The following is a 13,605-nucleotide window of genomic DNA, read 5'->3' as shown; positions in this document are numbered from 1 at the left end:
GCCCACCTGCCGCGCGCTACAAGGTCGGCATGACACACTCGCCTTGGCATAGCCGTCTCGCCCTTGTTCTCGCGCTTTTGCTTCCGGTTTATTTTGCCGTCGCGGCGCTGGGCACGAAATTCGGCCTGTGGGGCTGGCGCACGGGCCTGATCACCCTGACGATACAGGCGGGACCGGTATTGCTCGGCATTGTCGCCCTGATCGCGCTGGTTTCGCTGATCGTCGTGCTGATCCGCCAACCGCGGACCGGCTGGCTGATGTCCCTGCTCGCGCTGCTGGTCCCGCTGGGTATCTTCGGCACGCTGGCCTACGTCCGTGGGCAGGCCGCCGATATCCCACCGATTCACGACATCGCGACCGATGTCGATAACCCGCCGGCCTTTTCGCAAGTAACGCTGGATGCGCGGGCGAACAGCGATGCCAATCCGATAAACGATTATCGCACACCGTTGGGCGAATTGGAGATGTGGGTGAACAGCGAAGCGCCGCTCGCGGATCAGTCGCATGCACAGGTGATCGTCGAGGCTTATCCCGACCTCGCGCCCCTGCCGATCGGTTCGGCGAGCGAAGACGAGGCCATGGTCGCCGTGGCTGCGGCGATGATGGAAATGGGCTTCGACGACGTCACTTCGGATATAGCGAACAGCCGCGTTGAAGGCGTTGCCGAAACCTTCTGGTTCGGCTTCAAGGACGATGTCGTGGCCCGCATTGCCGATGGGCGGATCGATTTCCGCTCGGTCTCACGCGTCGGCGTCAGCGATCTCGGCGCAAATGCGGCGCGGATTGCGGAATTGCGCGCGGCCGTTGCCGCGCGGCTCAATTCCTGAACTGGATAACGGCCAGTGCGCTGCGCTGGAATACGGTCAGCACGCACAGCGCGGCATAGCCATAGGCGATCGGCACGAACCAGCCGGGAAACAGGGTGAAGGCAAGGAAGACGGCGATCGTCTCGCCCCCCTCCGCCAGCCCGGTCGAATAGAAGAAGCTCTTCCTGCCATGCGCTGCGGTTTCCTCGCCGCGTTCTGCGGCGATCACGGCGTACGCAAGGAAGCTGACTCCGGTGAGCACGAAGCTCGCGACCAATACCAGCGCGGCCTGGGTATTCGCCGGATCGAAAATGCCGAAAGCGAGCGGGATCGAAACGTAGAAGGCGAAATCCGCGACGATATCGAAATAGCCGCCCAGCGATGTCGGCCCATTGGCGCGGGCGACTGCCCCGTCGAGCCCGTCGAGCAGGCGGTTGGCAATAATCAGCAGCAGCCCGAGGCCATGCTGTCCGAAAGCGATGGCGAGTGCACCGCACAATCCCAGCGCGAGGCCGGTGAAGGTCAGCAGATTGGCCGACACACCCGCTTTCGCCAGCGCAAGGCCGACCCGGTTGAGCGGCGGGTCGATCAGCGGGCGGAGCTTGGCGTCGAACATGGTCGTATCAGCCCCAGCTTATCAGGCCGATCCACGCACCGGTCATCGCCGTGGCCATATTGCCCGCGATCCAACTGCGTATGCCAAGCCCGGCGACTTCCCCGCGCCGTTCGGGGCACAGCGTCCCGATGGTCGAAACGAGCAGGCCGATACTGGCGAGATTGGCCACGCCGCACAGCGCATAGGTCACGATCAGCAAACTGCGCGGCGCGAAAGTGCCATCGGGCAGCGCCGCAAGCTCGAGATAGGCGACATATTCGTTGAGGATCGCTTTGGTTCCCATCAGGCTGCCCGCCGCCTGCGCTTCGCCCCAGGGCACGCCGATCAGCCACATCAGCGGCGCGAAAGCCCAGCCGAACAGGCGTTTCAACGTCAGCGGATCGCCATCGATCAGCGGCAACAGTGAAAGCACCTGATCGGTCAGCGAAACCAGTGCGAAGACCACGATAATCACAGCGATCACGGCGAGGAATAGCTGCATGCCGTCCATCGTACCCTTGATGATCGCATCGATGCTCGATTCGTATTTCAGCCCGGCCTCGTTGCGGGTCGGTTCTTCGCTGTCGGCATTGTCCCCTTCCCCCGGCACCATCAGCTTCGCGACCAGCAGCGCGGCGGGGAGAGAGATGAGCGAAGCGGAGATCATATGTCCCACCGCATCGGGCACGGTCCGCGACAGCGTCGTCGCGTACAGGATCAGGATCGCGCCGCTGATCGTCGCCATCGCCAGCACCATGACCTGGAACAGGTCTGCGCGGCTCATCTTGGCGAAATAGGCACGCACCACCAGCGGGCTTTCGACCACGCCGAGAAACATGTTCGCCCCGCCCGACAGACCGACCACACCGCTGACCTCAAGCGTGCGGCGCAGCAGGTAGGACAGGCCGTTCACCAGCCAGCGCAGCACACCCCAGTGCCACAGCAGCGCCGCAAGCGCGGAGAAGACGATCACCAGCGGCAGGATCTGGAAAGCGATGACGACCGGCGCCTCGGTGCCTTCTTTCAGCTCGAATGGCAGCGGCGCGCCGCCGAGATAGCCGAACATGTAGGACGAGCCGTCGAGCGTGGCGCGTTCGATTGCCGCGACCGCATCGTTCGCCAAGGTCACGGCATCCCAGACGATCGGCACCCGCACGATCAGGAGCGCTAGGAAAGCCTGCAGCGCAAGCGCACCCGCGATCCAGCCCAAGGACGGACGCCCGGAACGGTTCTCCGACAATCCCCACGCGAGCAATACCAGCAAGGCAATGCCGGCAAGCCCGCGAAACTGGTCGAATATCTCCAAGTGCGCCCCTCGCCGATCAGTCCTTGCGCTGCAACAGGCTGTCCAGCGCCAGCGTGTCATGTTCGCGAAAGGCGATCAGCGCAAGCGCCGCGCCAGCCACGGTGATGGAAGGGAAGAACAGCAGGTTCGCATCGTCGGGATTGGCAAAGAGGTAGCGCCCGAACGGGTCGAGGAAATGGCGCCAGATCGGAAAGGCTCCGCCGACGAGAATGATCGCCGAACCGATCAGCGAAAAGCGGCGAAACAGCCCCAGGACTACGAGCGCGCCGATCACCACTTCGACACTGGCGAAGGCGAGCTGGAAGGAATTGGCCGCACCGACGCCGCCATAGTATTTCTCCGCCAGCTTTGTACCCATGCCGTCGCCCAGCAGCCGCACGCTGCCCCACAGGACGAGCAGCATGCCGGTGCCTATGCGCATGACCAGAAGCGACATCTTGGCAAGCATCCCAAAGTCTCCGTTTGGCCTGGGCGCGGCTATCCGCGGCGCCAGGCGTGATATTTCTCGACCAGCTTGAGCAGGCCTTCCGGTTTGTGCTTCTTCTTCCATTCGCCCGCAGCGAATTTGTTCGCTTCCGCCATGGTCGGATAGGAATGGATCGTGCCGAGGATCTTGCCCAAGCCGAGCTTGTGCTTCATCGCCAGCACATATTCGGCCAGCAACTCACCGGCATGCGCACCGACGATGGTCGCGCCGAGGATCGTGTCCTTGCCCGGTGGGGTGAGCACTTTGACGAAGCCCTTGGTCTCGCTTTCGGCAATCGCCCGGTCGAGATCGTCGAGGTCGTATCGGGTGACCTCGTAATCGATCCCCTGCTCTTTCGCCTCGCTCTCGTTGATGCCGACGCGCGCCACTTCGGGGTCGAGGAAGGTCACGGCGGGGATCACACGGTAATCCGCCTTGAAGCGCTTGAACTGGCCGAACAGCGCGTTGACGCTGGCGAACCAGGCTTGGTGGCTGGCCACATGGGTGAGCTGGAACGGCCCTGCGACATCCCCCGCAGCGTAGATGTTCGGGAACTTCGTCGCGAGGAAATCATCGGTGACGACGGTCTTTTCGGTATCGATCCCCAGTTGCTCGAGTCCATAGCCTCTGAGCCGCGCGGCGCGGCCCACGGCGACGATCAGCGTGTCGAAGGGGATGGCCACTTCCGCGCCCTTGTGGTCGGCGACGAGCTGGCCTTTACCGACGCGGGCCGCACGGTGGCCGGTGAGTACGCGAACGCCCGAAGCTTCCAGGAATGCCTTCGCAAGTGCCGAGACCTCGGTGTCCTCCCGGCCCAAGACGCGGTCTTCCATTTCGAGCTGCGTCACCTGCGAACCGAGCCGGGCAAGCGCCTGCGAAAGTTCGCATCCGATAGGACCGCCGCCGAGCACGACGACGCGCGCAGGTGGCTCATCCATCTGCGCAAAGGCATCCCACATGGTATCGCTGGTCAGAAAGCCGGTACCTTCCAGGCCTTCGATCGGAGGTATGACGGGATCGGCGCCTGCGGCAATTACGATCGCCCGGGTCGTCAGGCGCTGCACGCCGCCATCCTTGCACGTTATCTCGACCCTCCACGGATCGACGATCTTCGCAAAGCCCTCTACCACATCGACACCGAGGCCTTCGTAACGTTCAATGCTGTCATGCGGCTCGATTGTCTTGATCGCGCCCATGACGCGCTCGATGGTCTTACCGAAGGGCACCTCGGGCTCAACCGCCTCCAGCCCGTAACGGTCGGCATGCCGCATCTGCTCGGCCACCTTGGCGCTCTTGATCAGCGCCTTCGACGGCACGCAGCCGGTATTGAGGCAATCGCCACCCATTTTGTCAGCTTCGACCAGCGTGACCCTGGCCTTCACCGTTGCCGCGATCAGCGCGGAAACAAGCCCCGCCGACCCGGCGCCGATCACAACCAGATTGCGATCAAAGCGCTTGGGCTTGTCGAAGCCCGCATAGACCTTGCGCCGCTTGATCCAGGCGATGATCGCCTTGGCGAACCACGGCGCGACGCCGAGCAGTGCGAAGGAGGCGAGCACGGCAGGCGAAGCGATCCCGGCCAGGCTGTCGATCCGCGCAAGCTGGGTCCCCGCATTCACATAGACGATCGTGCCGAGCAGCATGCCGACCTGGCTGACCCAGGCGTAGGTCCACGCCCGGATCCGCGTGAGCCCCATCACCAGATTCACCACGAAGAAGGGGAACAGCGGGATCATGCGAATGGTGAAGAGGTAGAAGGCCCCATCCCGCTCGAGCCCCTGATTGACCGCTTTCAACCGCTCGCCGAAGCGCGCCTCGACAGTGTCGCGCAGCACATAGCGCGAGGCGAGGAAGGCCAGCGTGGCGCCCAGCGTCGAGGCGAAAGACACCACTACCGTGCCGACGAACACGCCGAACAGCGCGCCTGCCGCCAGCGTCATCACGGCCGCGCCCGGAAGCGAGGCCGCCGTCACCGCGACATAGACTAGGAAGAACAAGGCGATCACCTGCGCCGGATTGCGCGCGTAGTAACCGCCGACGTCATCCGCGATCTGCTTGATGCCCTCGACTGTCAGATAGTCGCCGAGACCGAACGCGAAATAGGCCACGATCAGCGCCGCAAGAGCCAGGATGATGAGGATTTTCTTCATGGATTCCTTCCGTCGATCGCCTGTTCGTGCGCCACTGCCTGCCGGTTACACTCCCCCGCTCAGCTTGGCGAAAGATGCTATCCAGCGCGTGTCTATCCAGCGCTTGAGCCATCCCGCCCAGCGGCCATGGGCGGCGAATAGGCCGTAGCTGGCTATCGCTTTTCCGTCTGCGGTGGAGACAAGGTAGAGACTGGCAGGCCGGGGCCTGTAGCTGCGCAGCGCACCGTCGCCGCCCAGCAATCGACGCAAATTGGCGGCAAGCACGGGGCCGCTATGCACCGCATGAACACCCGAGCGGGGTACTGCTTTGTCCTGTCGCATGGCGATGTCGCCCGCTGCCAGAATGTGCGGGTGGGACACAGATCGCTGATGGCGATCGACCACGATGAGGCCGCCACGGCTTACGGCGAGCCCGCCCCTGCCGGGCCATGTCGGAGCAGCCCCGCCAAGCGATGCAATGAGAAGGTCGACCGGCTCGAGCAATCGCGTCCCGGCGAACAGGCGGCCCGCCTCCAGGCGTGCGTCCTGTTCAATAAAGGCAATGTCATGACGCCGCAGCGCGCGCCTGGCCAGTGTCCTGGCGCGGCGGGAAAAGCCGTCGAGCAAACCTGCGCTGCCCGCGATCAGCGTCACGCGCGTGCCACGATCCTCGAAGCGGCGGCGCATGGCGAAAGCCAGCTCCACGCCTCCGGCACCGCCCCCGATCACTGCAATATGGTTGGGTTCCGAACCCGCCCCTTCGCATTTTTCGGAAAGGCGCGAGATGAAGCTTGCAATCGGTCGGACGTCGAGAAGGCGCAGGTCTTCTCCCAGCACCCCTCGCGCCTGCGCAACGCTGCCGATATCGATCGAACAATAGTCGAATTCGATGCGACCGCCTTTTTCCGTTTCGACCGAGCAGTGCGAAGGATCGATCGCCGTGCACCGGTCGAGCACCAGTTCCACTCCGGCCCGCTCGGCCAGCGCGGCAAGGTCGATGGTTCCCTCGTCGATCGCATATTCGCCCGCAACGGTTCCGGGGATCATCCCCGAATAGCGTGCATGGCGGTGCGGCGTGACCAGAATGATCCGGCCGCGCGGGCTGCCATGCTTTATCCAGTCCGCCAGCACCCCGAGATGCGCATGCCCACCCCCGACGAGCAGCAGAACTGGTCCGGTCTTCCGCATCGACATCGGGCGTGTCCGGCTGCCCGAAAGAAGTCAATCGTATTGGATCGTGCCGGAGAGTGCAGCCAGCAGCGCGGCACCCCTAAATCAATTGAAGGCGCGCACGCTTGCGGGCCTCGTCGGCGATGATTTGCGCCACTTCGGCATACAGATCGGCATAGGCGGCGCTGGGGCGCCAGGCTGCGGCGAGGCTGCGATACTCCGTCCAGTCGTCCGGTTCGGCAATTCGCACCATATCCAGCCCCCCTGCATCCGACCGAATGTAAAGTTCGGGAAGGATCGCCAGCCCGACGCCGGAACCGACCATCTGTTGCAAGGCATCGAGGCTCGTGCCCTCGTAATCCGACAGCACGGAGGCACCCAATTTGTCGCAGATGTCCATGAGCTGGCGATGATAGTGATGCCGGTGATCGAGCGTGAGGAAGGTCCGACCGCGGAAGTCTTCGTGCACGAGCGAGGTCTTGTCATGCAGCGGGTCGTCGGGAGGCGCGACAATCCGCAAGGGCTCGCGAAACAGCGGTTCGACCTGCAGCCCGCGCCCGGCGATCGGCAGGGGGGACAGGACCATGTCGAGCTCGCCCGCCGCGAGCGCCGCATGCTGCGCGGTCGGGATACCTTCGCGCATGAACAGGCGTAGATCGGGGTAGCGTTCGTGGAGGATCTTGATGACAGCGGGCAAGAGATAAGGTCCGATCGTCGGACTGACGCCGAAGCGGATCGAACCGGCGGGCTTTGCGGCGACATGATCCGCAGCATCGCGGAAATCGCGGGCGGCGGCGATCACGCTACGCGCCCCGGCGACAAGATCGCGGCCGGCAGGTGTCAACTGCATGCCTTTGGGGACCCGTTCGAACAGACGCAGGCCCAGCCTGTCCTCAAGCGCACGCAATTGCTGGCTCAAGGCAGGCTGGGTGAGGCCAAGCCCCCCGGCAGCTTCGCCCATATTACCTGTTTCGGCCAATTTGACGAAGATCTCGAACTGTCTGAGCGTAGGCACGCGCCTCCATTAGCATATCTTATTGAGCAGGGAACAGGATTTGAATTAGATTATCGCATCGCTATCGCGCATATCTCTGTCCAAGACAATGGAGAGCAAGATGACTCGCAAGTCACCCGATGAGACGATCATGATACCCTACCTGCGCAAGCTCATGCGTGAGCATCGCCAGCTAAACCGCCTGATCGACACTACGAAATCGGCGATCGCACGCGACGAGCTGAAGGCGCTGAAGCGACTGCGTCTGCGCCTCAAGGACAAGATCATCGCCCTCCAGCGGCATTACTACGGGCGCAGCCTCGCAGGCTGACCCAGAGGGCGGCGGCCGGAACCCCCATCCCCATCCTCCCCCCCGGTCGTCGCCCCATCATTTCATGACCCAGCCAACCTCCACCGAGCGCCTCCGCGCCTTCATCTCCAGCGAAAGTGCCGGCGGCATCATGCTGATCGTGGCCGCCGCAATCGCGCTGGCCATCGCCAATTCGCCTCTCCTCTCCCAGTATCAAGGCTTTCTCGCCACTCCGGTGAACTTCACCGCCGGTGATCTGGTCACGATCGACAAGCCTTTGGTGCTGTGGATCAATGACGGCCTGATGGCGCTGTTCTTCTTCCTGATCGGGCTCGAAGTGAAGCGCGAGATCATCACCGGGCAGCTACGCAATTGGAAGCAGGCTTCCTTGCCCGTCTATGCCGCGATCGGGGGGATGGCGGTCCCGGCTCTGGTTTTCGTCGCCATCAATGCCGGATCGCCCGAGAACATCCGTGGGTGGGCCATCCCGGCCGCGACAGATATCGCCTTCGCGCTGGGCCTGCTCGCGCTCCTCGGCAGCCGTGTGCCGGTAGCGCTCAAAGCATTGCTGCTCGCCATCGCGATCATCGACGATATTGGTGCGATCGCGATTATTGCCCTGTTCTACACAGAGAACATGAACCTTTCCGCACTGGCGCTCGCGCTCCTTCCGGCGGCCGGAATGCTGCTGCTCAACCGCTTCGGCGTTGCGCGAACCATCCCCTATTTCCTGCTCGGCGCCTTCCTGTGGATCTGCGTTCTCAAGTCGGGCGTCCATGCGACGCTGGCGGGCGTTGTGACGGCCATGTTCGTCCCCATCGCGACCGGCGAAGAACGCCCGCTCGAGCGGCTCGAACACACGCTTCACCCCTGGGTCGCATTCCTGGTGCTGCCAATTTTCGCATTTGCCAATGCAGGCGTATCCTTTGGCGGGGCCGGGCTCGAAGCGCTCCTCGCGCCGCTCTCGCTCGGCATTGCGGCAGGCCTTGTGGTGGGCAAGCAGATCGGCATCTTCGGGGCCTGCTGGATCGCGGCCAAGACCGGAATGGCGACACTGCCGCCGGAAGTGACCTGGAGGCATGTCTATGGCCTGTCGTGTCTGGCCGGTATCGGCTTCACTATGAGCCTGTTCATCGGCGGCCTCGCTTTCGTCGATCCGGCTCAGGTCGATGCCGTGAAGATGGGCGTATTGTCCGGATCGCTGGTATCTGCTGTGATCGGGATGACCGTACTTGCCGGTACGCCTCGGGTCGGCCGCATCATTGGCAAAGACCCCCTTCATGCCTGATCTCTTCCTGGCCGACTGGCTCGGCACGCCGGTCTGGTTCTGGGCGGCCTTCCTCGGCATCGTCATTGTCCTGACCGCCTTCGACCTCGGCTTCCTCCACAAGGAAGACCGCGAGCTCGGCATCGGCGAAAGCCTCAAGCTTTCGGGCTTCTATATCAGCGTCGCGCTGCTGTTCGGCGTGTGGGTCTGGTTCGAGCGCGGCGAGCAGTCGGGTATGGAATATTTCACCGGCTTCTTCATCGAAAAGGCTTTGTCGATCGACAATGTCTTCGTGATCAGCCTGATCTTCACCTATTTCGCCATTCCCGCGAAGTACCAGTATCGCGCGCTGCTGTGGGGCATCCTGGCGGTAATCGTGCTGCGCGGCCTGATGATCGCGGGTGGCGCTGCCCTGCTCGCCGAAGCCTACTGGGTGCTCTACCTGTTCGCCGCCTTCCTCATTTTCACCGGTATCAAGATGTTCTTCGCCGGAGATCAGCCCATGGACGTGGGCAACAATCCGGTAGTCCGCTGGATCAGCCGCCACATGCGTGTGACGCCCGAACTCCATGGACAGAAATTTCTGGTCAAGGTGCGCGACGAAAAGACCGGACGCATGGTCCGCGCCGCAACCCCGCTGCTGCTGGCATTGGTGGTAATCAACCTGGCCGATCTGGTCTTCGCGGTCGACAGCGTTCCTGCGATCTTCGCGATCACGACCGACACCTTCATCGTCTACACCTCGAATATTTTCGCGATCCTCGGCCTGCGGGCGCTCTACTTCGCGCTTGCCGCGATGGTTCACCGCTTCCACTATCTGAAATATGCCCTGGCAGCCGTGCTGGTGTTCATCGGCAGCAAGATCTTTGTCGCCGATTTCCTGCTCGGCGGAGAGAAATTCCCTGCCTGGGTCAGCCTTGGTGTGACCGCCGCCCTGATCGCTGCCGGTGTGCTCTATTCGCTATGGAAGACACGCGGTGACGAGGAAGAGGACTGGCCGAGCGAGAGCGACGGTCTGGCGCCGGTCGACGAAAGGTGACCGCCAGGCTGGCCAAGTCGTCGCCGATGAGATGATCGACCGGCGGCTGGCCCGCGCTAGAAAGAGTATTTCGTCGACACCTGGATTTTCTGCAGATTGCCCGAAAGCCCGTTTTCGAGCGAGCGCTCCGCATACATGTATTCGATGCCGATATCGACCGGACGCACGGGCGAAAAGATCAGGTTGGCGAGCACGTTCCAGCTCTCATCGGTCACGGTTCCGCCAGTCAGCAGAACCGGATTGTCGGCCTTGAAATAGGAACCGGCGATCGTCGAACGCAGCTTGTCCGACCAAACGTGTCGGTAGGCGGCAAATCCCGAATAGGTGAAGATCGGGTCGAGATCGCCATTGAGGTCCAATGCGGCGTCGTTGACGATATTCAGCCCGATATACCGCCCGAGGCCATCGCCGACGGTGCCCATGAAGCGCAGGTCGTCGCGTTCGCCGAGCTTGACCTTGCCCGACAGGCTGACCCCATAACCCAGGGCGCTGTCGGTACCCGTGCCGAAATCATCGTCGGTAATCCGCAGATTGCGGACGATCCCGGCGGCGCTGAACGAGCCCCAGTCACGCGCAAGATTGTAGCGGAGCACGAAATCGGGGAGCGTATCGTCGCCCGCCAGCACACGGGCGCCCCCTGGCGCGGTGACAGTGGTTTCGGCCTGTTCGGCGGCGACCATGAGCCCGCCCTTGGTGTAACGGATCATCGGTTGGCGTTCGAACACCGTGCCCGGGGTGGTTCCGACAAAATCCAGGCTCTCGGGCAGCGCGCCGACATTCTGGAAAGTCGACCAGGTCTGGCCGAAGAGCCAGTTGTCGTAGGTTATGAACGCCTGTCGCAGGCGCGGCTGGTAGCTGTTCGACACGCGCTCGTCGCCACCCGGGGTAATCATGAAATCGAGCTCGATCTGCGAGTTGAGTTCGTGCCCGTTGCCGACATCGGTGGCGGTCTTGAAGATCAGGCGCGATTGCCGCGCGCTGAAATCGCTATCCCATCCCGACGCGGGGCCGCCCACCGGAATAGCACCGGGAATGAGGAAATCGCGCACAATACTGCCGGTGCCGATTTGCCCGCCACTGGTACGCTGCGAGATCGCATCGAGCTTCACATATCCGGCATAGGCGATGGTGGTGTTGCCGACGCGAAAGCCCTTGTCTTCCTGTTTCTTCGGCTCGTCGATCTGCGCGGCCAGTTCCACCTGGCGTTCCTGCAAGGCGCGCGTTTCGGCGAGCGCCTGTTCGGTCGCGGCGAGCGTTTCGGCCTGGCGGGCATCCATTCGCCCTTGTTCGGCATCCATCCGTTCGAGCAGGCTTGTTACCAACGCCTCCAGCCGGTCGAGCCGCTCCTCGACGCTCGCATCCTGGGCCGCCGCCGGCGTTGCCGTAAGACACGTCGCGGCAAGCAGTGCCGCACGGGTGTATTTTCCGATATCCTTCAGTGCCATATCCCAACCTCCCTCGCTGCTATTTTGTCGCGAGTATGCGGCGCCCGGCACCGGCCGGGAATGGGCAGATGGTCGTAAGACCTTCGTCTGAAAGCGCGCATGGGGGGCAGAGTGCTATTGAACAGGATGAAGGGAGATCATCGATGCTCGATTCCGTCCAGCGCCTAGAAACCAGCCATGCAACCCACTGCACCTCGGAAGAGTATGAGGAGCTGTACCGGCGATCGGTCGAGCAGCCGGATGAATTCTGGCTCGACCAGGCGAAACGCCTCGATTGGTCGACCTTTCCCACCAAGGCGGGCGAATGGTCCTTCGATCCGGTCGACATCGCCTGGTTCGCCAATGGCGAGCTGAACCTGTGCCACAATGCGGTGGACCGGCACTTGGAGACGCGTGGAGATCAGACCGCGTTGATATTCGAGCCGGACGATCCCGCATCCCCCGGCCGCACGCTGACCTATCGGCAATTGCACCGCGAGGTCGTTGCCATGGCCAATGCGCTCAAGGCTATCGGCGTCGGCAAGGGCGATCGCGTGACGATCTACATGCCCATGATCGTGGAAGGCGTGCTCGCCATGCTTGCCTGTGCGCGTCTTGGCGCGATCCACTCGGTGGTCTTCGGCGGTTTCTCGCCTGAAGCGCTCGCCGGACGCATCGAAGGCTGCGGCAGCCGCTTCGTGGTCACCGCCGATGAGGGCCTGCGCGGTGGCAAGCACATCCCGCTCAAGGCGAATGTCGACGCCGCTCTGGCCGAACCGGATCACGATACGCCGCTCGACGGGATGCTGGTGGTTCGCCACACCGGCGCGGACATCGACATGACGGCGGGCCGCGACCACTGGTATCACGAGGTGGCAAGCGATGCCGAATGCCCCTGCGAACCTATGAAAGCGGAAGATCCGCTCTTTATCCTCTATACGTCGGGATCGACCGGCAAGCCGAAGGGTGTGGTGCATACCACCGGCGGCTATGGCGTCTGGACCGCCACCACCTTTCATTACATCTTCGATTATCAGCCCGGTGAGGTGTTCTGGTGCACGGCGGATATCGGGTGGGTCACCGGCCACAGCTATATCGCCTACGGTCCCCTGTTCAACGGGGCGACGCAGGTGATTTTCGAAGGCATACCCAGCTATCCCGACCATTCGCGCTTCTGGCAGACGGTGGAAAAGCACAAGGTCAACATCCTCTATACCGCGCCGACCGCGATCCGCGCCCTGATGCGCGAAGGCGATGCCTTCGTCACCGCGCATGATCGCTCCTCGATACGGCTGCTGGGCACAGTCGGGGAACCGATCAATCCCGAGGCGTGGCGCTGGTATTTCGATGTGGTTGGAGAAAAACGCTGTCCGATCATCGATACCTGGTGGCAGACCGAAACCGGCGCCTGCATGATCACGACCCTGCCTTCGGCGCATGACATGAAGCCGGGCAGTGCGGGTAAGCCCTTCTTCGGTGTACGCCCTCAACTGGTCGACCACGAAGGCGAGGTTCTGGACGGGGCGACCGAGGGCAATCTGTGTATCACGCATAGCTGGCCCGGCCAGGCACGCACGGTCTATGGCGACCATGGACGCTTCGAACAAACCTATTTCAGCACCTACAAGGGCAAGTACTTCACAGGCGATGGCTGCCGCCGCGACGAGGACGAATATTACTGGATCACCGGCCGCGTCGACGACGTCATCAATGTATCCGGGCACCGCATGGGTACCGCCGAAGTGGAAAGCGCGCTGGTTCTGCACCCCAAGGTCGCCGAGGCCGCGGTGGTCGGATATCCGCACGATATCAAGGGGCAGGGTATATACTGCTACGTCACGCTCAACGCGGGCGAGGAAGGCGGCGATGCTCTTTATGCGGAACTGCGCGGCCATGTGCGCAGCGAAATCGGACCGATCGCTTCACCCGACCATATCCAGTTTACCGACGGACTGCCCAAGACCCGCAGCGGCAAGATCATGCGCCGGATTCTGCGCAAGATCGCAGAAGACGATTACGGCACATTGGGGGATACATCGACGCTCGCCGACCCCAGCCTGGTTGATCGATTGATCGAAGGCAGGCAAAACAACTGAGTT

The 13,605-nt window shown here is 62.8% G+C and carries 12 protein-coding genes; 5 read left to right on the top strand and 7 right to left on the bottom strand.

The genetic code is table 11. From position 1 onward, the window contains the following. Positions 1 to 29 precede the first annotated feature (29 nt). Positions 30 to 827, top strand: a complete 798-nt coding sequence (locus tag MUY37_RS14125; protein WP_499196002.1) for a DUF1499 domain-containing protein — start codon at positions 30 to 32, stop codon at positions 825 to 827. On the opposite strand, the gene MUY37_RS14120 is transcribed toward MUY37_RS14125, so the two are convergent. From MUY37_RS14120 to MUY37_RS14095, 6 genes are all read right to left on the bottom strand, one after another. Next, complete coding sequence (locus tag MUY37_RS14120) at positions 817 to 1,422, bottom strand: CDP-alcohol phosphatidyltransferase family protein (RefSeq protein ID WP_499196001.1); 606 nt, start codon at positions 1,420 to 1,422, stop codon at positions 817 to 819. The two genes, MUY37_RS14125 and MUY37_RS14120, sit on opposite strands and share 11 nt — an antisense overlap. 7 nt (positions 1,423 to 1,429) lie before the next feature. After that, on the bottom strand, positions 1,430 to 2,707 hold the full coding sequence (locus MUY37_RS14115) for a NupC/NupG family nucleoside CNT transporter (protein ID WP_499196000.1): 1,278 nt from the start codon (positions 2,705 to 2,707) through the stop codon (positions 1,430 to 1,432). A gap of 16 nt (positions 2,708 to 2,723) precedes the next feature. After that, positions 2,724 to 3,155 carry a hypothetical protein gene (locus MUY37_RS14110; RefSeq protein WP_499195999.1) on the bottom strand — a complete coding sequence of 144 codons (432 nt, stop codon included), beginning with the start codon at positions 3,153 to 3,155 and terminating at the stop codon, positions 2,724 to 2,726. Positions 3,156 to 3,184: 29 nt separating this feature from the next. Continuing rightward, the gene (locus tag MUY37_RS14105) at positions 3,185 to 5,323 is read right to left on the bottom strand and encodes a dihydrolipoyl dehydrogenase family protein (RefSeq protein ID WP_499195998.1); all 2,139 of its coding nucleotides are present in this window, start codon (positions 5,321 to 5,323) and stop codon (positions 3,185 to 3,187) included. A gap of 45 nt (positions 5,324 to 5,368) precedes the next feature. Beyond that, the gene (locus tag MUY37_RS14100) at positions 5,369 to 6,496 is read right to left on the bottom strand and encodes an FAD-dependent oxidoreductase (protein WP_499195997.1); all 1,128 of its coding nucleotides are present in this window, start codon (positions 6,494 to 6,496) and stop codon (positions 5,369 to 5,371) included. A gap of 76 nt (positions 6,497 to 6,572) precedes the next feature. Then, positions 6,573 to 7,487: a hydrogen peroxide-inducible genes activator gene (locus MUY37_RS14095; protein ID WP_499195996.1), complete on the bottom strand. Its 915-nt coding sequence runs from the start codon at positions 7,485 to 7,487 to the stop codon at positions 6,573 to 6,575. 100 nt (positions 7,488 to 7,587) lie between these two features. Between MUY37_RS14095 and MUY37_RS14090 the strand changes: the two genes are divergently transcribed. The 3 genes from MUY37_RS14090 (at position 7,588) to MUY37_RS14080 (ending at position 10,082) form a co-directional block, all read left to right on the top strand. Next, on the top strand, positions 7,588 to 7,797 hold the full coding sequence (locus MUY37_RS14090; RefSeq protein WP_499195995.1) for an HP1242/YdcH family protein: 210 nt from the start codon (positions 7,588 to 7,590) through the stop codon (positions 7,795 to 7,797). A 64-nt stretch (positions 7,798 to 7,861) separates the two neighbouring features. Continuing rightward, the gene (nhaA, locus tag MUY37_RS14085; RefSeq protein ID WP_499195994.1) at positions 7,862 to 9,064 is read left to right on the top strand and encodes a Na+/H+ antiporter NhaA; all 1,203 of its coding nucleotides are present in this window, start codon (positions 7,862 to 7,864) and stop codon (positions 9,062 to 9,064) included. After that, positions 9,057 to 10,082 carry a TerC family protein gene (locus MUY37_RS14080; protein ID WP_499195993.1) on the top strand — a complete coding sequence of 342 codons (1,026 nt, stop codon included), beginning with the start codon at positions 9,057 to 9,059 and terminating at the stop codon, positions 10,080 to 10,082. Before nhaA ends, MUY37_RS14080 begins: the two co-directional genes overlap by 8 nt. A gap of 56 nt (positions 10,083 to 10,138) precedes the next feature. On the opposite strand, the gene MUY37_RS14075 is transcribed toward MUY37_RS14080, so the two are convergent. Then, positions 10,139 to 11,527, bottom strand: coding sequence for a DcaP family trimeric outer membrane transporter (locus MUY37_RS14075; protein WP_499195992.1), 1,389 nt, complete (start codon positions 11,525 to 11,527; stop codon positions 10,139 to 10,141). A 143-nt stretch (positions 11,528 to 11,670) separates the two neighbouring features. On the opposite strand from MUY37_RS14075, the gene acs reads away from it, so the two are divergent. Then, on the top strand, positions 11,671 to 13,602 hold the full coding sequence (acs, locus tag MUY37_RS14070) for an acetate--CoA ligase (RefSeq protein ID WP_499195991.1): 1,932 nt from the start codon (positions 11,671 to 11,673) through the stop codon (positions 13,600 to 13,602). Positions 13,603 to 13,605 lie beyond the last annotated feature (3 nt).

Origin of the sequence: Qipengyuania sp. ABI-127-1, assembly GCA_022953095.1 — a bacterium.
Lineage (GTDB): Bacteria > Pseudomonadota > Alphaproteobacteria > Sphingomonadales > Sphingomonadaceae > Qipengyuania.
Note: the sequence above shows the minus strand (reverse complement) of the source record. Positions and strands in the feature narration are given on the sequence as shown.

Coding starts and splice junctions, on each gene's coding strand:
- acs (WP_499195991.1), top strand. CDS start 11,671: ATGCTCGATTCCGTCCAGCGCCTAGAAACCAGCCATGCAACCCACTGC.
- MUY37_RS14080 (WP_499195993.1), top strand. CDS start 9,057: ATGCCTGATCTCTTCCTGGCCGACTGGCTCGGCACGCCGGTCTGGTTC.
- MUY37_RS14100 (WP_499195997.1), bottom strand. CDS start 6,496: ATGTCGATGCGGAAGACCGGACCAGTTCTGCTGCTCGTCGGGGGTGGG.
- nhaA (WP_499195994.1), top strand. CDS start 7,862: ATGACCCAGCCAACCTCCACCGAGCGCCTCCGCGCCTTCATCTCCAGC.
- MUY37_RS14110 (WP_499195999.1), bottom strand. CDS start 3,155: ATGCTTGCCAAGATGTCGCTTCTGGTCATGCGCATAGGCACCGGCATG.
- MUY37_RS14090 (WP_499195995.1), top strand. CDS start 7,588: ATGACTCGCAAGTCACCCGATGAGACGATCATGATACCCTACCTGCGC.
- MUY37_RS14075 (WP_499195992.1), bottom strand. CDS start 11,527: ATGGCACTGAAGGATATCGGAAAATACACCCGTGCGGCACTGCTTGCC.
- MUY37_RS14120 (WP_499196001.1), bottom strand. CDS start 1,422: ATGTTCGACGCCAAGCTCCGCCCGCTGATCGACCCGCCGCTCAACCGG.
- MUY37_RS14105 (WP_499195998.1), bottom strand. CDS start 5,323: ATGAAGAAAATCCTCATCATCCTGGCTCTTGCGGCGCTGATCGTGGCC.
- MUY37_RS14125 (WP_499196002.1), top strand. CDS start 30: ATGACACACTCGCCTTGGCATAGCCGTCTCGCCCTTGTTCTCGCGCTT.